The sequence below is a fragment of the Ignavibacteriales bacterium genome (genome assembly GCA_026390775.1).
GTDB lineage: Bacteria > Bacteroidota > Ignavibacteria > Ignavibacteriales > Melioribacteraceae > Fen-1258.
In genome coordinates this window covers 240,632-260,710 of the sequence record JAPLFF010000007.1, presented here as the reverse complement: position 1 = coordinate 260,710, position 20,079 = coordinate 240,632, and the positions used below count along the sequence as shown (strand labels likewise).

20 protein-coding genes are annotated in these 20,079 nt (G+C 34.8%); all 20 read left to right on the top strand.

What is annotated here, in order from left to right; genetic code table 11:
• Positions 1-57 precede the first annotated feature (57 nt).
• The 20 genes from fumC (at position 58) to argC (ending at position 20,046) form a co-directional block, all read left to right on the top strand.
• The gene (gene fumC, locus NTZ27_06340) at positions 58-1,449 is read left to right on the top strand and encodes a class II fumarate hydratase (protein MCX6174351.1); all 1,392 of its coding nucleotides are present in this window, start codon (positions 58-60) and stop codon (positions 1,447-1,449) included.
• 82 nt (positions 1,450-1,531) lie between these two features.
• A complete protein-coding gene (locus tag NTZ27_06335; protein MCX6174350.1) occupies positions 1,532-1,822 on the top strand; it encodes a hypothetical protein in 291 nt (96 codons plus the stop codon).
• A 14-nt stretch (positions 1,823-1,836) separates the two neighbouring features.
• Positions 1,837-2,073, top strand: coding sequence for a CDGSH iron-sulfur domain-containing protein (locus tag NTZ27_06330; GenBank protein MCX6174349.1), 237 nt, complete (start codon positions 1,837-1,839; stop codon positions 2,071-2,073).
• Positions 2,074-2,229: 156 nt separating this feature from the next.
• The gene (locus NTZ27_06325) at positions 2,230-2,889 is read left to right on the top strand and encodes a hypothetical protein (GenBank protein MCX6174348.1); all 660 of its coding nucleotides are present in this window, start codon (positions 2,230-2,232) and stop codon (positions 2,887-2,889) included.
• 8 nt (positions 2,890-2,897) lie between these two features.
• Positions 2,898-3,224 (top strand): hypothetical protein, encoded by a 327-nt coding sequence (locus tag NTZ27_06320; GenBank protein ID MCX6174347.1) that lies wholly within the window; start codon positions 2,898-2,900, stop codon positions 3,222-3,224.
• 70 nt (positions 3,225-3,294) lie between these two features.
• On the top strand, positions 3,295-3,768 hold the full coding sequence (locus NTZ27_06315) for an RNA polymerase sigma factor (protein ID MCX6174346.1): 474 nt from the start codon (positions 3,295-3,297) through the stop codon (positions 3,766-3,768).
• 8 nt (positions 3,769-3,776) lie between these two features.
• Positions 3,777-4,283: a zf-HC2 domain-containing protein gene (locus NTZ27_06310; GenBank protein ID MCX6174345.1), complete on the top strand. Its 507-nt coding sequence runs from the start codon at positions 3,777-3,779 to the stop codon at positions 4,281-4,283.
• Positions 4,280-4,984 carry a hypothetical protein gene (locus NTZ27_06305; GenBank protein ID MCX6174344.1) on the top strand — a complete coding sequence of 235 codons (705 nt, stop codon included), beginning with the start codon at positions 4,280-4,282 and terminating at the stop codon, positions 4,982-4,984. The genes NTZ27_06310 and NTZ27_06305 overlap by 4 nt, the downstream gene beginning before the upstream one ends.
• Positions 4,985-5,110: 126 nt before the next feature.
• Entirely contained in the window at positions 5,111-6,934 is a 1,824-nt protein-coding gene (locus NTZ27_06300; protein MCX6174343.1) for a long-chain fatty acid--CoA ligase, read from the top strand.
• Between the two features lie 130 nt (positions 6,935-7,064).
• Positions 7,065-9,107: a methionine--tRNA ligase gene (metG, locus tag NTZ27_06295; protein ID MCX6174342.1), complete on the top strand. Its 2,043-nt coding sequence runs from the start codon at positions 7,065-7,067 to the stop codon at positions 9,105-9,107.
• Positions 9,108-9,160: 53 nt separating this feature from the next.
• Positions 9,161-10,144 (top strand): site-specific DNA-methyltransferase, encoded by a 984-nt coding sequence (locus tag NTZ27_06290; protein ID MCX6174341.1) that lies wholly within the window; start codon positions 9,161-9,163, stop codon positions 10,142-10,144.
• A gap of 90 nt (positions 10,145-10,234) precedes the next feature.
• A complete protein-coding gene (locus NTZ27_06285) occupies positions 10,235-12,217 on the top strand; it encodes a peptidylprolyl isomerase (GenBank protein MCX6174340.1) in 1,983 nt (660 codons plus the stop codon).
• Complete coding sequence (locus tag NTZ27_06280) at positions 12,186-13,031, top strand: peptidylprolyl isomerase (protein ID MCX6174339.1); 846 nt, start codon at positions 12,186-12,188, stop codon at positions 13,029-13,031. Before NTZ27_06285 ends, NTZ27_06280 begins: the two co-directional genes overlap by 32 nt.
• Entirely contained in the window at positions 13,028-14,296 is a 1,269-nt protein-coding gene (locus tag NTZ27_06275; protein MCX6174338.1) for a peptidylprolyl isomerase, read from the top strand. Before NTZ27_06280 ends, NTZ27_06275 begins: the two co-directional genes overlap by 4 nt.
• Before the next feature lie 46 nt (positions 14,297-14,342).
• Positions 14,343-15,329: a MoxR family ATPase gene (locus NTZ27_06270; GenBank protein MCX6174337.1), complete on the top strand. Its 987-nt coding sequence runs from the start codon at positions 14,343-14,345 to the stop codon at positions 15,327-15,329.
• Positions 15,329-16,585: a peptidoglycan DD-metalloendopeptidase family protein gene (locus NTZ27_06265; protein MCX6174336.1), complete on the top strand. Its 1,257-nt coding sequence runs from the start codon at positions 15,329-15,331 to the stop codon at positions 16,583-16,585. Before NTZ27_06270 ends, NTZ27_06265 begins: the two co-directional genes overlap by 1 nt.
• A gap of 192 nt (positions 16,586-16,777) precedes the next feature.
• Positions 16,778-16,945 (top strand): lysine biosynthesis protein LysW, encoded by a 168-nt coding sequence (gene lysW / locus NTZ27_06260; protein MCX6174335.1) that lies wholly within the window; start codon positions 16,778-16,780, stop codon positions 16,943-16,945.
• A gap of 1 nt (position 16,946) precedes the next feature.
• Positions 16,947-18,104: a 2-isopropylmalate synthase gene (locus NTZ27_06255; GenBank protein MCX6174334.1), complete on the top strand. Its 1,158-nt coding sequence runs from the start codon at positions 16,947-16,949 to the stop codon at positions 18,102-18,104.
• Between the two features lie 53 nt (positions 18,105-18,157).
• Positions 18,158-19,006, top strand: coding sequence for a lysine biosynthesis protein LysX (gene lysX / locus NTZ27_06250; protein MCX6174333.1), 849 nt, complete (start codon positions 18,158-18,160; stop codon positions 19,004-19,006).
• Positions 19,003-20,046 carry an N-acetyl-gamma-glutamyl-phosphate reductase gene (gene argC / locus NTZ27_06245; protein ID MCX6174332.1) on the top strand — a complete coding sequence of 348 codons (1,044 nt, stop codon included), beginning with the start codon at positions 19,003-19,005 and terminating at the stop codon, positions 20,044-20,046. The genes lysX and argC overlap by 4 nt, the downstream gene beginning before the upstream one ends.
• The last annotated feature ends 33 nt before the right edge of the window (positions 20,047-20,079 follow it).

Here is a 20,079-nt window from a genome sequence, read left to right as displayed (position 1 = left end):
TAATAAAACCATATTCTATTAATTTGACAAAGCAAACAAAAACCTATTGGAGCTAAAATGGAATACAGAATTGAAACCGATACTATGGGTGAAATGAAAGTCCCCGTTGATAAGTATTATGGCGCGCAGACAGCAAGATCGTTAATGAATTTTAAAATTGGCGGAGAAAGATTTCCTGCTGAGATGATTAGAGCGCTGGGTATTGTAAAAAAAGCTGCAGCAATCACTAACAATGAATTAGGAATTTTACCTAAGGACAAACTTGATTTGATTGTAAAAGCAGCTGATGAAGTTATTGAAGGAAAATTGAATGATCATTTTCCTTTAGTTGTTTGGCAAACCGGAAGTGGTACTCAAACAAACATGAATGCAAACGAAGTTATCTCCAATCGTGCGATCGAAATGGCAGGCGGAGTTATGGGTAGCAAAAAGCCGATCCATCCGAATGATGATGTGAACAAAGCTCAATCAACTAATGATGCTTTCCCAACATCAATTCATGTTGCAGCGGTAGAAGAAATTCATCGCCGATTAATTCCTATGGTAACAAAGTTGCGCGATTCATTAGATGCAAAAGCAAAAGAATTTAAAGACATAATCAAAATCGGCAGAACACATTTAATGGATGCAACTCCACTTACACTTGGTCATGAATTTTCGGGCTACGTTCAACAATTAACAAACGGATTAGCACGTATTAGTGATTCACTAAAAAGATTATACGAAATTCCTCTTGGCGGAACTGCTGTAGGTACAGGATTAAATGCTCATCCCGATTATGCAGTTAAAGTTGCTGAGACAATTTCTAAACTAACCGGAAAGCCATTCAAAACCGCACCGAATAAATATGAAGCGATGGCGGCAAAAGATGCTTTAGTAGAAATAAGCGGTGTACTAAAAACACTTGGTGCTTCATTATTAAAAATATCAAATGATATCCGTTGGCTTGGTTCCGGACCGAGATGCGGAATAGGTGAAATCTCTTTACCGGAAAACGAACCTGGCAGTTCAATCATGCCCGGAAAAGTTAATCCAACGCAATGCGAAGCTATGACGATGGTTTGTACTCAAGTTTTCGGGAATGATGTAACTATAAACATTGCCGGTTCAAGTGGAAATTTTGAACTGAATGTTTTTATGCCGGTTATAGCATTCAACGTTCTTCAATCAATAAAATTAATTGCAGATGCTTGCGAAAGTTTCAGCGAACATTGTGTGGAAGGCATTACAGCCAATGAAATCAATATCAAGAGACACCTCGAAAATTCATTGATGCTGGTTACTTCTTTGAATCCGGTTATTGGTTACGATAATGCTGCGAAAGTTGCCAAGAAAGCTCACAAAGAAAATAAAACTTTGAAAGAAGCTGTACTTGAACTCGGTCTATTAACTGCAGAAAAATTTGATGAAGTTGTTCGTCCTGAAAAGATGATTGGTACAAAAAAATAATTAATTGTAGGGACAACTCGCGCTTGTCAACCTTTGGTGTGAAGTTGTCCCTACTTTAATAAATTAAACCATGAAACTTCCGGTGAAAAATATTTTTCTGGTGACGGTTGTTTTCCTTTTATCAATTTCATGCTCATCACTTGAATCCGATGTTAAATTCACAACCGGAACAGTTAAATATATTTCTCTTGAAGGCGGATTTTATGGAATCACAACAGATGATAATAAAAATCTTGACCCGCTCAATCTATCAAAAGAATTTCAAGTTGACGGTAAACGAATCTACTTTAAATATGTAGAGAAAAAAGAGATGGCAAGCTTTCATATGTGGGGTGCGATAATCGAAATTCTTGAGATACGAGAATTAAAATAAATCAAGGAGAATTTATGTCTGATCCAAAGATTGCTCAAAAATTGCCAATCGTTTTGACGATGCAGCCTGGAAAATATTATTGGTGCGCATGCGGTAAATCAAATAGTCAACCATTTTGCGATGGTTCTCACAAAGGGAGTGAATTCTCTCCGCTCATTGAAGAGATCACTGTAGAAAAAAAAGTTGCTTGGTGCGGTTGTAAACATTCATTCACAAAACCATTCTGCGACGGAACGCATAGAGCTCTATAGCTCTATTATGAAATTAATGATAAGGTTTTTGAAAGAAATTTTGATTTGAGTGAATATGGTAAGTCTCATGCAAGGAGATTATTCTTGAAAGATAGAAGACCGGAATTATATTCTGATTGGTTATAAAAAATTTAGTTCTAAAAATGAGAGTTCTGTATGAAACTTGACGGCATAATTTCCTTATTGATCGCATGTGTTGAATTACTCTACATTATTAATCTTCTAATCTTTGCTAAGAAGAACTCTATAAACAAACTTGTAATTGGGATGATTTTCCTTTTGTTTGGTTATCAGTTCATTGAGTTCTTGATTTGCTTTGTAGGTTTGCAGAAACAAATATTAATCTATCTCGCATTCTTTGATATATCTCTTCTTCCGCCGCTTGGATTGTACACGGTAATTAAATTTTTTGCAAAAGAATCTCAATACAGTAAGCTTGTTTTCATTCCGGCATTATTCTTTATCATTTATTATCCTTTTGTTATTGAACAATTCGCAGTTACAAAATGCACGGTGCTGTATGCATCATATCATTACCCGCTTGGAGATTTGTATGGAATATTCTATTACTTACCTATTATTTTTTCAATGATCATTCTTAACAAGAAGTGGGGTGCAGAAACCGATCCACTCCAGAAAACTCTCACCCGTACATTTCTGTTCGGGTATCTTTTCACTTTCATTCCGTCAATGATTCTTGCTATAGCAATCCCGGCATTCATAACAGCGGTTGATAGTTTATTGTGTAAACTCGCATTTGTTTTTGCAACATTCTTAATGATATTTGTACTGAAGAACAAAACAATAACCAAATAGGACTTTTATTGGAAACGATTCTAAATATTTACCTGATCATTGATAATAATTTTGTTACAGCTTTCAAAGCAAAGTCATACCAAATGGAAGGAAGCGACAAAGAAAAAATAAAATTTCTGAAAGAACGTGCAAAGGAAGATTTAAGTACTTCATTTCATTTTAGTGCACCTCAGAATAAAAATGACGAATTCATGTCGTACAAAAAATTTTCCAAGATCGAATCGCAAGGATTACAATACAAATTGTTTGAAGAGATATTTGAAAAATTCCGTGTACCGGAAAAACCCATTATCTGTGTAACCCCTGTTGTTGATGGCGAGGTCTGGGCGAAATAGTTTTCCTGCAATTTGTTGTAACATATTTGCATAAACGGGGTCTATTTACAAAGTCAATTTTAGGATTTAAGTGAAACGAGAAGAAGAAAAAACTGTAAAAGAATTGTTTTCTTCTTATTCCAATGACATTCTAAACTACTCAATGAGTCTGCTTAAAGATTACGACGATGCAAAGGATGCTCTTCAAGAAGTTTTTATTAAGTATATCAATAGTAAAGATTCCTTTCGCGGTGAGTGCAGTTACAAAACATGGCTTTTGACAATAACACGGAATTATTGTTTTAAAAAACTTAACGGCAAAGCAAACAAACCAATACCACTTGACGAAAACTTCTTAAGAACTTATGAGCCTAAATATGAAGATAAGATTTCACTTAACGATGCAATGTCGAGACTAAGCCATGAAGAATATGAACTGATTTACTTGCGTGAGTATGCATGTCATTCATATCAAGAAATGGCTGAGATACTTGGAATCTCTATCGATAACGTGAAAGTAAAACTATTTCGGGTTCGTCAACAATTAAGAAAATATTTAAAATGAGGTGCGGAATGAAACACTATGATTATGAAATCAATTTATTTATAGATGGGGAACTTGAAGAAGAAAACAGGGAAGAATTATTTCTTCACCTTGCCGAATGCAATGAATGCCGGAATACATTTGCCGATTTACTGCTGCTTAAAGAGAAATCTAAAGCGCATTGCTCTGAAAGTATAAATCAGTTAAAACAGAAACCAAGTGTAGCAAAGTCGTTTTACAAGTTTGGATTCTATGCAGCATCTGCTGCAGCTGTTTTTCTTTTATTTTTTTTAGTTTTACAGAATCCAAAAGATACATTTATTACTAAGAACCAAGCCAGGGTCGACACTGTCTTTGTTCAAAAAGAAATTCCAACTGCTCAGAATCAAATAACAAACACCAACTCTTTAACTCCCGGGAAGAAAGAGTACATACAAACATCTCAACAAGAATATCTGCATTATGTAATGAGCTTGCGTACGGAGAAATTTACAGAAGCAGATTTAATAAAATTAGATAATGGGAGTATACAATGAAAAAGATAATTATTTTTTTAATAGTGCTAACAAATCTATTCTTGTTTGCACAGACTGAAAAGAAAACAAAACATAGAAGTGTTGAAGAAGTAGTAAAAAGTCTTTATGGTAAGCTCGAAAAAACTGCTCTGGAGAATAATGTGGTAAAACCTAAATTGAATTTAGGTTTGGAGCTATTAAGAACGGATAAAAAAGATCAACAGATTTGGTTGAAGAAATCAGAATATCCTTTAGGTTTTAAAACTACAAAACTTTTTAATCCCAACAATTTCAAGTTGAGTATCTATGAAGGTAAAATAATAATCCCGCTGCAGATCTATAATACTGCCCAAAAGGATCTTGCATTAAAATCTAAAAAAATACAGGATGCACAAATTACGTATGTGCTGGAAATAATCCCGATTGATAAAAAAGGAAGCACTTACACTTTGAATGTTAACATTATTAATATTTTTGAAGATTTTAGTTATTACACTCCAGAAGGTAAGCGAATAAACTCTAATTCTTCTGGTTTTGAATATTCAAAGAAGATTGAATTAACTATTGGTGAAAAAGTAAAATTAAACACAGATAATTTTCATTCATTCCAGTGGTTTGTTGAAGATATTGTTGATGGTAAAAAGGTAGTTTTTGAAAGTAATAAAGATTATTACGACTATTTTAATGATTACCTCATCCTTTCCCTCGAAAGCGATAAATAAATTCTTTTCTTAAATGAAAAAGGACTGAATATCTTCAGTCCTTTTTTCTATCTATCGCCCCAACCTTTTATTTGCATTTTTTCATACCCCACCTTATCTTGAACAGCAACTTAATAGGAGAGATCAATGCCAATCTATAAAGACTTCAAAACAATCTCGCAAATGTTTCAAATTATTACTCAGGATTTTGGAAAGGGAAAAGAAAGACCGGTACTTAAATATAAAGCTAATGATCAGTGGTTGGGAATTAAGTATGATGAAGTTTATAGAGACACAGAAAGTTTTGCATTAGGTCTTGCTACGTTGGGTGTTAAACGGAACGATAAGGTCGCTATTATAGCTGAGAACCGACCTGAATGGGTTTATGCAGATATGGCGGTACTCGGATTGGGCGGTATTGACGTTCCGCTCTATCCAATCTCAACTTCGGAAACTATAGAGTTTTGTCTCAACAATTCCGAATCTGTTGGAATAGTTGTATCGAATAAATTTCAGCTGAATAAAGTGTTGAAGGTGAGGAATGAATGTAAAACTCTTAAGTTCATAGTTGTAATGAATAATGAAGACAAAGGAACGGAGAAAAATGTATTCAGTTTCTCGGATGTTAAGGCAAAAGGGATGGACTTCGGTAAAGATCATCCGAATTATTTTAGAGAGAGTTCTAAACTCACTCAAGAGAATGAGCTTTGCACAATTATTTATACTTCAGGTACAACCGGTGTACCTAAAGGGGTAATGCTGACTCATAAAAATATTGTATCCAATATAAAAGCAGCACATGAAATTCTTGATATCGGCGAGAATGATATATTTCTTTCATTCCTACCGCTTTGCCATATCTTTGAAAGAATGGGCGGATACTATACTGCATTCTCATGCGGAGCCACTGTAGCTTACGCAGAAAGCATAGAAAAAATTGCGAGCAACATGGAAGATATTCATCCTACAATAATGACTGCGGTTCCGCGTCTCTTTGAACGAATGTACAGCAAGATAAAACGCAATGTTGAATCACAACCGGAGAAAAAACAGAAAATATTTAATTGGGCTATTGAAATTGGTAAAGAATATTGTGTTGCAAAAAAATCCGGTCATCCAATTCCAATCTTTTTAACACTTAAACATAAACTTGCTGATAAGCTTGTCTTCCATAAATTGAGAGAAAAAACAGGCGGAAAATTGCGTTTCTTTATTTCGGGCGGTGCAGCTCTTGCCCGTGAGTTAGGATTATTTTTTGAATCTGCCGGAATTTTAATTATAGAAGGATTTGGTCTAACCGAGTCATCTCCGGTAATAGCTGCAAACAGAGTAAACGATTATAAATTTGGAACAGTAGGCAAACCATTGCCGGGCGTGGAAATAAAAATTGCAAAGGATGGAGAGATCCTCGCTTTCGGTCCTAACATTATGCAAGGTTATTACAAAAACAAAAAAGAAACAGATGAAACAATTAAAGACGGCTGGCTCTACACTGGCGACATCGGTGTTTTTGATGCCGAAGGTTTTTTAATTATTACTGATAGAAAGAAACATTTGTTCAAAACATCCGGTGGAAAATATATTGCACCGACACCAATTGAGAATATGTTCTTGGCAAGCAAATACATTGATCAATTTATTTTGATCGGTGATCGCAGAATGTTCGTGAGTGCTCTTATTGTACCGGATTATGATGCTCTTAAAGAATATGCCGATGCAAATAGAATCCAATACAAGTCAATTGATGAACTCGTGGAGATGAAACAGATCTATGAACTGCTTGATAAAGAGCTTGATCAATTCCAGAAAAAACTTGCCAACTTTGAACGCGTGCGCAAGTTTGCAATTTTGGATAAACCATTTACGATCGAAACAGGTGAACTTACTCCTTCACTTAAAATAAAACGTAAATTTGTTGAAGAGCGTTACAAAGATTTGATTGAGGGTATGTACAAGGGTCTCGAAGGTTAAAAATATCTTAATCTTGCTCTCAGTCTTGTATTCATTATAGATTGAGAGCAAGAATATTTCATTCTGCTCAATCCTTTCTCTTATTTTTCTTATATTTACCCGCAAATAAACCACAATATTGAGTTATATCTTGGCTAAAGAAAAAGTTTTAGTTACTTCAGCGCTCCCATATGCAAATGGAAATATTCATCTCGGACACTTAAGCGGTGCATATCTGCCGGCTGATATTTATGTCCGCTACAAAAGATTGAACGGCGATGATATCCTTTACATCTGCGGTTCAGATGAACACGGTGTGCCAATTACAATTACTGCCGATAAAGAAAAGATCTCACCAAAAGAAGTTATAGACCGATTCCATAATGCAAACAAATCCGCTTTTGAAAAATTTGGAATGAGCTTCGACATCTATTCACGAACGAGTTTACCAATCCATCACGAAACAGCGCAATCTTTTTTCAAGTCATTCTATGATCAAGGAATTCTTGTAGAAAAGAAAACGATGCAATTCTACGATGAGAAAGTAAAAATGTTTTTACCGGATCGTTATGTAGAAGGAACTTGTCCACGATGCGGAAATGAAGAAGCCCGAAGTGATGAATGTGAGAAATGCGGTTCGCTTTATGATCCTTCCGAATTGAAAAATCCAAAGAGTAAGATCAGCGGACAAACTCCTGTATTGAAGGAAACGTCTCACTATTATTTCCCTTTAGGAAAATATCAAGATCGGTTAAAAAAATATATTGATGAGATGAATGAAAAATATGGTTGGAAAGATAATGTTCTTAATTATTGCAGAGGATGGTTCAACGATGGTTTGAAAGACCGCGCAATTACCCGCGATCTTGACTGGGGCGTTAAAGTTCCGCTGGACGGAGTGGAAAACAAAGTTCTTTATGTTTGGTTTGAAGCAGTTCTTGGTTATATCTCAGCTACAAAAGAATTATCGCATCAGCGTAGCGAACCGAATTTGTGGAAAGAATATTGGCAGGGAGAAAAAACAAAATACATTGCTTTCATCGGTAAGGATAATGTTGTTTTTCACACAATTATTTTTCCGGCAATACTTATGGCGTGGAACGATGCTAACAAAGATAAATTTATTCTGCCTCAGAATGTTCCTGCAAATGAATTTTTAAATTTTGAAGGGAAGAAATTTTCTAAAAGCCGCGGATGGGGAATTGATCTTGAAGAATTCCTTCAGTTATTTCCAGCGGATCTTCTGCGTTACACACTTGCTGCAAACTTACCGGAGAATAAGGACACGGACTTCTTCTGGAAGGAATTCCAATCGCGTACTAACAGTGAACTTGCTGATATACTGGGAAACTTTGTAAACAGAACATTTACTTTTGCACACAAACATTTTGATGGTAAAGTTCCGGAAAGAAGTAAGCTGCAGAAAATTGATGAAGAGATGCTTGATTATTTAACATCTCAACCTCAAAAGATTGCAGATTTAATTGAGCGTTATAAAATTAGAGATGCAGTCTTCGAAATGATGAACCTCGCACGTGCCGGGAACAAATATTTTAATGACTCAGAACCTTGGGTAACTTCAAAGAAAAATAAAGAGCAATGCGCAACCACAATCAATATTTGCTTGAACACAATTTACACTCTTGGAGTAATTTTTGAACCGGTAATTCCTAATACTAGTGTTAAAATTTTAAAAATGTTGAATGCGAGACCGACTGAGTGGTCAAAATCCGGAAACTCAATTTTACAAGCGGGACAAAAACTTAATGAAGCAGAAATTTTATTCACAAAAATTGAAGATAAAGTGATAGAAGAACAAATTAATAAACTCGAACCAATGGCAGATAAGCCAATAGAATCAATAGAAGAAATAACAATTGATGAATTCAAGCGGATAAAGTTAAAGGTTGCAAAAATTATTGCTGCTGAAAGTGTGAAGAAGAGTGATAAACTTCTTAAGCTTCAAATTGATTTAGGTGGTGAACAGCGTCAATTAGTTGCCGGAATTGCGAAAAGTTATAAACCGGAAGAGCTTATTGGAAAGAAAGTTTTAATTGTTGCTAATCTTAAAGCGGCAAAATTATTTGGAATTGAATCTCAAGGAATGATCTTAGCTGTTGATACTCCGGAAGAAGGAAAAGTAAAGATCATTGAAATAGACGAAACAATTGAGCTCGGCAAAACAGTAAAATAATTATAGCCCCGATCTTCAGATCGGGGATTAAAAAAAACCACGAGCTAAAGCTCATGGCTATAAGAAAACTAAACAAATTGAATAAACCCAAATCACCACGCAACAAAACAATTACTCTTAGTAAAAGCGAAATTGCGAAATATTCTAAACGTTTAATAAAACTGAATGACCAAACTTCTTTAACAGAAATTATTAATAAGACTATCAACCAAAACTTATCTGATATTTTAGATTTTTTACCGGAAAGATTTGTTGACTTGATTATTATTGATCCGCCGTATAATCTTACTAAAGTTTTTAATTCAAATTCTTTCAAAGAAAAATCTGTTCTTGAATATGCTGAATGGATAGAAAGTTTTGTATCAAAACTAAAACGAATATTGAAACCAACTTCTTCAATTTATTTTTGCGGTGATTGGCATACTTCGATTTCCATTCCTCTTGTTCTCGAAAAATATTTTATTGTTAGAAATCGAATTACATGGGAAAGAGAAAAAGGGAGGGGAGCTCAAAAAAATTGGAAGAATAATTCGGAAGATATTTGGTTCTGCACTAACTCAAATAAATATACATTTAATACTGATACTGTTAAATTGAACAGAAGAGTTCTTGCCCCGTATCGTGATTCAAATGGGAAACCGAAAGATTGGAGTTCACTGAAGAATGGCGATTACCGTTTAACTTTTCCTTCTAATATTTGGAATGATATTTCAGTTCCGTTTTGGTCTATGAGCGAGAACACTCCTCATCCTACTCAAAAGCCGGAGAAGCTGATTGCTAAATTAATTCTCGCCGGATCCAACAAAGGCGATTTGGTTTTTGATCCTTTCCTTGGCTCGGGAACTTCATCTGTTGTTGCCAAGAAGTTAGACCGCAAATTTGTTGGTATCGAATTAGACAGATTTTTTGCATGTATCGCTGAAAAACGACTCGAAGAAGCAGAAAAAAATAAAACAATTCAAGGATATAAATTTGGTGTTTTCTGGGAACGCAATACCGCACCAATTAGTATAAAAACTCAACGAAAGAAGCATTAGCACTTAAAGAACAACCGCTTCATTCCTTGATTTTCTAACCCTCAATGGGTAAAATAGCAAACTAAAATTTACACTAATGGAGGTTTCCGAATGCATAGAACGAAATTACTCTTACTCATTTTGCCATTATTTATTTTCATCTCATGCTCATCCCAAAACCAAGGGATAGTTGTTGCAGAATACGGCAATTACAAAATTTATTTAGATGATTTTGAAAAAGCTTATGAAAGAAATTCCGGCGGATTTGAAAAAGCTAAAACAGATTCGTTGAGTTCTTATCAAAAATTTCTCGATCTCTATCTTAACTATAAATTGAAATTACGTGATGCAGAAGTCCGGGGTTATACTAAAGACTCAGATATGCAAAAAGAATTACGTGATTATAAGATAAACATTGGTTCTACTTTATATTTAAGCGATAAATTATATGAACCAAATATGCATAAGCTTTATGAAAAAAGAAAAACGGAATATAGAGCGAGTCATATTTTTCTAACACCGGATTCAACTATGAATGTTGATAAAGTGAAAGAACTGGGTAATGAGCTAATAAAGCGTATTCAAAACGGAGAAGATTTTGCAACGCTGGCTAAACAATATTCCAAAGATACCTATTCAAAAAATAATGGTGGAGATGTTTACTATTTTACTGCCGGTTTAGTAAATAATATTGCAATTGAAGATGCTGTTTACGGGACCGAACTAGGAAAAATTTATCCTGAATTAGTCTTTTCCGGTTCAGGGTTTCATATAATAAAGATAACAGAAAAACATCCACGCAGACCATCACTTACATTAGAACATATCCTAATTACTTTTGCCGATTCAACAGGCAAAGCGGATACTGCCAATGCATTCAAAACAATTCAAGATATAGAGCAGAAAATTAAAGGTGGTGCTGACTTTGGTGAAATGGCGCGTAAATATTCTCAAGATAAAGGAAGCGCTGTGCAGAGAGGTTCTATAGGATCAATTTCACGTAGACGTACTGTAAAAGAATTTGAAGAAGCTGCTTTCAAACTAAAGAAAGGTGAAATTTCTCCAATTGTTAAAACGCAATATGGTTATCACTTAATAAGATTAGCTGATGAATCACCATATCCCACCTACGATCAAGAGAAAGAAGAGCTTAAAGAGATTTACGACCGGATGCGTTATAAAACAGATTATGAACAATTAACTGAAAAATTAAAAGTGGAATTGAAGTATTCCATAAATAGAGAAACATTTGCCAAGATAATGGCTAACAGCGATACAACAAAAATCGCAGAGAGTTACTGGAAAAGTAAACTGCAAAAAGTAGTTGGAAGCCAAGAACTATTTAAAATCAATAATAAATCTTATCCATGCGATAGTTTGTTCGCTTATATGATCAAACATGGTATCAGCTTAAATATGGTTATAAATTCATCGGTACTTGAAGAATCGTTAAAAATATATTCCAGAGACGTATCAATCAAAGAAAAAGCTTTGATATACGATAATGAGAATCCCGAATTTGCAAAACTGATTGACGAATACGAAAAAGGAATTTATTTATTCCAAATTCTTGAAGAGGAAGTATGGTCTAAAATTTCTGTTGACAGTGCAAAAGCTTATTCTTTTTGGGAACAGAATAAACAAAACTATAAATGGAAAAATCGAGTTGAGTTCAAAGAGATCTTCTGTCAATCAGATTCTTTGATGAACAAGTGTTATTCACTTGTAACATCAAGTACTAACTATGATACTTTGTTTGCAAAGTACAATCAAAGAACCGGATATGATAATACTCCCGGTTATCATGGTTTAGTAGATATTGATTCCAATGAATTATCAAAACAATCAAACGAATTGAAGAACATAGGTGATATTTCCAAACCTTTCCATTTTGAAAAAGGTTGGTCAATTGTAAAACTAATTAAACGCGATTCAGCCCGCTTAAAAACTTTTGATGAAGCAAAAGCAGAAGCAAGCAGTCAATTACAGGAAAGCGAAAGCAAACGTCTTGAAGATGAGTATTTGAATAAACTGAAAAATATTTATAAACCAAAACTCTATTATGAAGAACTCAGCAAAGCATTTAAGAAGTAACAATTATTATATTATAATAATTTTTGCTTTTGCTTTCACTCAGTATGGTTGTTCTAAAGAAGAGAAACCATCAAAGCATGTTGCAAAAGTGAACAAGTCCGTATTAACGGAGGATGATGTAAAATCTGCTTTATCGGAAGAACGTAATAAAGGTATATATAGAGAAGAGTATATCAACAACTGGATACAAACTGAAATTCTATTTCAAGAAGCGGCTAATAAAGGATTATTAAATGATAAAGAGTTCAAATCATTGTTGGACCGCACTAAAAAAGAATTAGCTTCTGCTTTATTCATTAGGAAAATAGTTGATGAGAATAAAATCGAACCGACTGATGACGAAATAAAAAAATATTTTGATAACAATAAAGATGATTTCAAACTAGTTGATGATGCATATAGATTTAATGAAATTAAATTTAACGATTATAATAAAGCAGTTGAATTCAGAAATTCTTTACTTGAAACCGAATGGAATCGAGCATTAAATCAATACCGTAATGATCAATCAATAATCGAATTACAACCACAAAAATTATTATTGAAATATCAGATTCAACCGACTACATTGCTTCGCGTTATCACAACTTTAGGTATAAACGAAGTAAGTGTTGTCTTCGAAACGGAACCGATGAAATTCACGGTTGTTCAACTTCTTGAAAAGATTGGTAAAGATCTTATCCCGCAGCTTGATATTGTGAAGAATGAAGTAAAAGAAAGATTATCAATCATAAAAAGAAATCAGTATATAAAAGAGTATATAGACAAATTAATTGCAGATCATAATTTGGAAATTGAGAGGTATTCAGAATGAAGAAAATATTTTTAATCATGTTGGTAATTGCCGGAGTAATAAATGCGCAGCAAGTAATAGATAAAATTGTTGCTGCTGTTGATAATGAAGTCATTTTACAATCAGAACTTGATTTCAGAACTAATATGGAAGCTGCACAAAAGAATCTGAATCCGGCAGATATAAATTTACGTCATCAGATTCTAAATGCAATGATCGAAGAAAAACTGCTTTATGCACAAGCAGAACTTGATTCGATAACTGTTACTGATGATCAAGTGAAACAACGTCTTGAAGACCAGATGAATTATTTTATTCAGCAATACGGCTCACGTGAGAGACTTGAACAAATTTACGGTATGCCTTATGAAAAAATCAAACGATCACTCCAAGATGATACTCGTAAAGGATTAATGTCTTATATGCTTCAGCAAAAAAAATTCGGTCAACTTGATGCTACTAGAAAAGAAGTTGAGGATTTTTTTGCAACTTTCCGTGATTCTTTGCCGGACGTACAGGAGAAATTTGTTATACAGCATATCTTCCAAAATCCTAAAACCGGGGAACGAATAAAAAAGAAAGCAAAAGATTTTGCGCTATCTTTATTAGATTCACTAAAGAACGGCGCTGATTTTGCTTCACTTGCAAAAAAATATTCTGATGATACCGGCAATGCATCGCAAGGCGGCGATCTTGGTTCCGTTAAAAGAGGTGCATTAGTGCCGGAGTTTGAAGCGGCTGCATTTGCATTAGCTCCAAATCAAATTTCGGGCGTTGTAGAAACTGTTTTTGGCTTTCATATAATTCAACTTTTGGAAAGACGCGGCGAATCTATCCATTGCAGACATATTCTTATTAAAGTTAAGAGCGATGACGAATCCGATCTTAAAGCGATTGAATTTCTAACTGACTTAAGGGACAGTGTTGTTCGAGGTAAAAATACTTTTGAGCATTATGCACGCCAATATAGTGATGATAAAGAATCTGCTAAGTTCGGTGGAGAACTTGGAACGTTTGAAGCAAGCCAGCTTGACAAATCTCTTCTTGATGTTATTTATAAATTAAAAGAAGGTGAAATAAGTTTTCCAAAACGACTTGAAGTAGATAAAAATGTTTACGGTTATCATATCGTTAAATTGGTAAAAAGAATTCCGGCTCATAAAGCAAACCTAGATATTGACTATCCGGAAATAAAACGAATTGCTGAGTATTACAAAAAACAAAAATTATATGCTAAGTGGATGGACGAAATTAAAAATAAAATTTATTGGGAAATTAAATTATAATAACAAAATATTTTTCATTCTCTAAAGTATAATCATAGGAACAATTTTGACTGATCAAAAGAACACAAATGATGTACGGACTGTTGAGCAGTTAGCTTATTCCGTAAAACAGATTAAACAAGAAATTGCAAAAGTAATTATTGGTCAGCATCAAATTGTTAATGATCTTCTTGTTAGTCTTCTTGCGCGTGGCCACTGTCTGCTTGTAGGTGTTCCTGGTTTAGCAAAAACTTTATTAATAAAAACTCTTTCGGAAGTTCTCGATCTAAAATTCAACCGAATTCAGTTTACACCGGATTTAATGCCGAGCGATATTACGGGCACAGAAATTATTGATGAAGATCCAGTAACTAAGAAACGTATATTCAGATTTATTCAAGGTCCGGTTTTTGCAAATATTATTTTAGCTGATGAGATAAACAGAACTCCGCCAAAAACACAGAGTGCACTTCTTGAAGCAATGCAGGAACACAAAGTAACCGCAGCAGGTGTAACACGAACGCTTGAAGAACCATTCTTTGTTCTAGCAACACAAAATCCAATCGAACAAGAAGGGACTTATCCTTTACCAGAAGCTCAACTCGACCGTTTCATGTTCAATTTATGGTTAGATTATCCAAGCTTTAAGGAAGAAATAGAAATTATAAAATCCACTACAAGTGATTATAAACCAGAACTAAAAAAAGTACTTAGTTCATATGAACTGATAAATTTTCAAAATTTAATTAAAAGAGTCCCTGTTGCTGAAAACGTAATTGAATTTGCAGTTAATTTTGTTAACAACACACGGCCAACAACTAACAACCAACATGTTTTTATAAAAGAACACGTAGCTTGGGGAGCCGGTCCGCGAGCTTCTCAATATTTGATATTAGCGGCTAAAACTAAAGCTGTTATGGAAGGAAGATTCACTCCTTCAATTGATGATGTAAAAGAATTTCTAACACCGGTTCTTCGTCATAGGATAATTCCAAATTTCTCTGCTGAAGCTGAAGGTATAAATTCGGTTGAGATAATTAAGAAATTAATCTGATGCGAAATAGAACTCAATTCTACCTAAAAATATTTTTTTTACTTTCACTTGTTTTATTTTTTACTTCATGTAAAAGTGAAAAGCAAAAAACTAAGAACCAAGAGTTAAAACCAAATCAATTTGGACTAAGTGTTACAAATCTTATTGAGGTACGCGATACAATAGAAGCAGATCAAACTCTTTCCGATATTTTGATCCCTCATGGAGTAACTCAGCAAAAGATCAATCAAATTGAAAAAGCGGCTCGTGATATATTTCCACTTCGTAGTTTTAGAGCATATGACGAATTGTATATTTATGCAAAGTGGGATTCTGTAGAAACCGTTAAATATTTTGTGTATGTACAAGATCCGGTGAATTATGTGGTGTTTGATATTGGCGACTCTGTTAATATTTACAAAAAACAAAAACCGGTTACGATTAGAGAAAGAACAGTTTCAGGGGTGATCAGTAATTCTTTATATCAAACACTACAAGAAAAAAAGATTGAATTGCAAGTTGCAGCGAGACTGGAAGATATTTACGCATGGCAGATTGATTTCTTTAGAATTCAACCGACGGACAGCTTCAAAGTAATTTATGAACAAATTTTAGTTGATGGTGAATCCGTTGATGTTGGAAAAATCCGTGCTGCAAATTTCTTTTCCAATAATGAAAATCATTTCGCTTTTTACTTTGATAAAGAAAAAGGCGAAAATTATTTCGATGAAAAAGGCAATAGCCTTAAAAGACTATTCTTAAAAGCACCTTTGAAATACAACAGAATCAGTTCGCGTTTTTCCATGAACCGTTATCATCCAATACTGCATAGAACCAAAGCACACCTAGGAACGGATTACGCCGCACCAACTGGAACACCGATCATGACAGTGGGTAATGGAGTTGTAATAGAGGCAAGCTACACGAGTGGTAACGGCAATTATGTCAAAGTTAAACACAACGCTACTTACACAACACAATATTTACACATGTCACGTTTTGCAAAAGGAATTCATCGAGGCGTTTCGGTTACTCAGGGTCAAGTGATCGGTTATGTCGGAAGCACCGGACTAGCAACCGGTCCACATGTATGTTTCCGTTTTTGGAAAAACGGAAGACAGGTAAATCCGTTAAGAGAAAAATATCAATCATCGGGTCCAGTTGGTAAAAAATATAAACAAGAATTTGATGTAGTCAAAAATGATTGGATGAAAAGACTGGTGTCAGTCGAAAATAATTTTTCAGAAATCGCAACTAAATCGAAATCAAAAAGCTGAAAGCTTATTGCCGACGGCCGAAAGCTGCTCTGCATCTTCTTGCACCATTATGAATAATTATTCATTAAGCGATTGACCGAAATTTGCCTCACTAAACTTCGAATTAATTTTTTTTAATCTCTCATCAAAATCATTGCATTGAAAAAATTAGTTTCATAGTTTTGCATCACTTTATAAACTTAAGGATATGTTATGAAAACAGAATGCCCGGTATGCGGTGCGCAGATCGAACTCGCTTCTGATGCAGTTCAAGGTGAATTAATTGGGTGCCCCGATTGCGGAACTGAATTGGAAGTAGTTTCTGTTAATCCACCGCAAGTAAAAGAAGCACCTCAAGAAGAAGAAGACTGGGGTGAGTAAATTGATCTGGGTATTAGATTCAACTTTACGCGAAGGCGAACAAACTCCGGGTGTTTATTTCGATAAACATATAAAACTTGCAATAGCAAGTCTGCTTGATGAAATCGGTATAGACATTATCGAATCCGGCCACCCGATGGTTACACCCGAAATTCATGCTGCTGTAAAATCAATTGCACAAAAAGGATACAAAGCAATAGTTGGAGCTCACGCTCGTTCACTTCAAAGCGATGTTGATCTTGCTCTTGAATGCGGTGTCGGATTCCTCGGAATTTTTTATTGTGTCTCAGATGAAAGATTAACAACAGTTTTCAAAAAAGATTTAGATGCTGCAATCAAACAGATTACAGATGTAATTAAATATGCAAAATCACAGAAACCGGATTTATTAATTCGTTACACACCGGAAGACACGGTTCGTTCTCAATTTGAAAATGTAGTTAAAGCCGCATCTGCTGCAGTTGAAGCTGGTGCAGATATTATTAGTGTTGCAGATACAACAGGTTATATGGTTCCGGGAACATCTAGAAGTATGTATGATTATATATCACGATTGATTCAAGAATTAGACAAATTAAATTTACATCCAAGAATTGCTGTACATTGCCATAACGATCGCGGTTTAGCACTTGCTAATGCACTAGATGCATATCGAGCCGGTGCAAGTATAATTGATGCCGCAGCTTTAGGTTTGGGTGAACGAGCTGGTATAGTTGATCTCGCTTCGCTTTTAGTTGTGTTAACTGTAGATTATAATGAAACTAGATGGAATCTTTTAAAACTTGTTGAACTTTACGATTTAGTTAGTAAACATTCCGGGATTCCAATTCCGGCAAATTTTCCGATCACCGGAAAGAATGCTTTCACGCATTGTGCAGGTGTACATACACATGCGGCTTCGATCAATCCAATGCATTATGAAAGTTTGAATCCCGAAATTCTTGGGAGACCAAGAAACTTTGCACTTGACCATATGTCCGGTATAGCATCATTGAGATATGCATTAAACTTGATTGATGAAGACTCATTAGATGAACCTCATCAAATGGATGTTCTTAAAGAAGTAAAATCTGTTGGTCAGCGCGGTCGTACAGTTGATCTTGCCGAACTTAAACATATAGTTGATGCAGTTAAACATCACAAGTCATTTAATAGCTGAGATAATTTTCTCAGCTCTACCTTTTTAAATTTATTTGAACTAGGAGAGTAAAAATGAAAATCGGGTTGCTTCATTCGTTGATTAGAAAAGATGAAAAATTTCTTATTGATGAATTCAATAAGATAAAGGGAATTGAATTGGTAATGATAGATGACCGTGAAATTAAATTTAATATCGGTAAAGATAAATTTGATCTTGATATTGTTGTTGAACGGTGTATTAATCACTCAAGAGCATTGCATGGTTTGAAGTTATTTGAAACAGCCGGAATTAAATGTGTGAACACATATAGTGTAGCAACCATTTGCGGCGATAAATTACTAACATCTTGTGCTTTGGCAGATTACAAAGTTCCTCAACCTGAAGTTCGTGTAGCATTCACAGAAGAATCGGCACTAAAAACAATTGAAGAGATGGGTTACCCGGTTGTATTAAAACCTGCTGTGGGTTCTTGGGGAAGATTGCTTTCAAAAGTAAATGACCGCGATGCTGCTGAAGCAATCTTGGAACATAAAGCTGTCCTTGGTTCATATCATCATTCGATTTTTTATATGCAAAAGTATGTTGAGAAAAAAGGAAAAGATATTCGCAGTTTTGTTGTTGGTGATAAATGTATAGCTGCGATTTACAGAACATCTTCTCACTGGATAACAAATACTGCGCGCGGCGGTGTTGCAACTAATTGTCCGGTTACAGATGAATTAAATCATATCTCGGTACGCGCGGCAAAAGCTGTCGGCGGTGGAATTGTTGCAATAGATGTTTTTGAAACTGCACAAGGATTAATGGTAAACGAAGTGAACTATACTATGGAATATAAAAACAGTATCACAACAACAGGAGTAAATATTCCGCAGAAAATGGTAGAATATATTTTGCAAGTTGCTGAAGGTAGAAAATGAAATTAAAAGTTTCGATCATTGGCGCTTCAGGTTATACAGGAGGAGAATTACTTAGACTTTTACTATTTCATCCTAAGGTTGAGGTAAATCAAGTTACATCTGAAAGCTATACAGGAAAATTTGTTTATAAGATTCATCCGAACTTACGTAAATCAACAATGCTAAAATTCAGTTCTGCAAACGAACTTCAGCCGTGCGATCTTTTATTTTTATGTCTACCCCATAACAGATCCCAGAATAAAATTGATGAATTTAAAAAATTGGCACCAAAGATTATTGATCTTAGTGCTGACTTCCGACTGAAAGATGTTAATGAATATGAAAAATGGTACGGACATAAACATGCACGTCCGGATTTATTGAATGAATTTGTTTACGGTATTCCAGAACTTCACCGCGAAGAAATGAAGAAAGCAAATTACATTTCGAGTGCGGGGTGCAATGCAACAGCCACCATACTTGGTTTGTATCCACTCTATAAAAATAATTTAGTTGAATTAGATAGAACGGTTATTGAAGTTAAAGTTGGATCAAGTGAAGGCGGTAATAAAGGAAACGAAGGATCACATCATCCGGAGAGAGCCAATGTTGTGCGTTCCTATCAACCCACTCAACACAGACATACTGCTGAGATGCTTCAAGAACTATCGTTTGGACAAAAACTTACAATTCACTTCTCTGCAACAGCGATAGATATGGTTCGCGGGTTGCTCGCTACTTGTCATGTTTTCTTGAAAGATGATCTTCAAGAAAAAGATATTTGGAAAGTTTACCGCGATGCATACGGTAATGAACCGTTCATAAGAATAGTTAAAGAGAGTGAAGGCATTTACCGTTATCCCGAACCGAAATTATTGATCGGTACAAATTACTGCGATATTGGATTTAAGAAAGATGAGTTTTCAAATCGCCTTGTTGTTATAAGTGCGATTGACAATTTAATGAAAGGCGCCGCAGGTCAAGCGCTTCAAGCATTTAATATAATGAATGGTTTTGATGAGCGAACCGGATTAGAATTTCCGGGACTTCATCCAATTTAATATCATGCTCATGCTCTTGATCTTAATCTTGAT

Coding starts and splice junctions, on each gene's coding strand:
- fumC (MCX6174351.1), top strand. CDS start 58: ATGGAATACAGAATTGAAACCGATACTATGGGTGAAATGAAAGTCCCC.
- NTZ27_06330 (MCX6174349.1), top strand. CDS start 1,837: ATGTCTGATCCAAAGATTGCTCAAAAATTGCCAATCGTTTTGACGATG.
- NTZ27_06325 (MCX6174348.1), top strand. CDS start 2,230: ATGAAACTTGACGGCATAATTTCCTTATTGATCGCATGTGTTGAATTA.
- NTZ27_06310 (MCX6174345.1), top strand. CDS start 3,777: ATGAAACACTATGATTATGAAATCAATTTATTTATAGATGGGGAACTT.
- NTZ27_06305 (MCX6174344.1), top strand. CDS start 4,280: ATGAAAAAGATAATTATTTTTTTAATAGTGCTAACAAATCTATTCTTG.
- NTZ27_06300 (MCX6174343.1), top strand. CDS start 5,111: ATGCCAATCTATAAAGACTTCAAAACAATCTCGCAAATGTTTCAAATT.
- NTZ27_06290 (MCX6174341.1), top strand. CDS start 9,161: ATGGCTATAAGAAAACTAAACAAATTGAATAAACCCAAATCACCACGC.
- NTZ27_06285 (MCX6174340.1), top strand. CDS start 10,235: ATGCATAGAACGAAATTACTCTTACTCATTTTGCCATTATTTATTTTC.
- NTZ27_06280 (MCX6174339.1), top strand. CDS start 12,186: ATGAAGAACTCAGCAAAGCATTTAAGAAGTAACAATTATTATATTATA.
- NTZ27_06275 (MCX6174338.1), top strand. CDS start 13,028: ATGAAGAAAATATTTTTAATCATGTTGGTAATTGCCGGAGTAATAAAT.
- NTZ27_06265 (MCX6174336.1), top strand. CDS start 15,329: ATGCGAAATAGAACTCAATTCTACCTAAAAATATTTTTTTTACTTTCA.
- lysW (MCX6174335.1), top strand. CDS start 16,778: ATGAAAACAGAATGCCCGGTATGCGGTGCGCAGATCGAACTCGCTTCT.
- lysX (MCX6174333.1), top strand. CDS start 18,158: ATGAAAATCGGGTTGCTTCATTCGTTGATTAGAAAAGATGAAAAATTT.
- argC (MCX6174332.1), top strand. CDS start 19,003: ATGAAATTAAAAGTTTCGATCATTGGCGCTTCAGGTTATACAGGAGGA.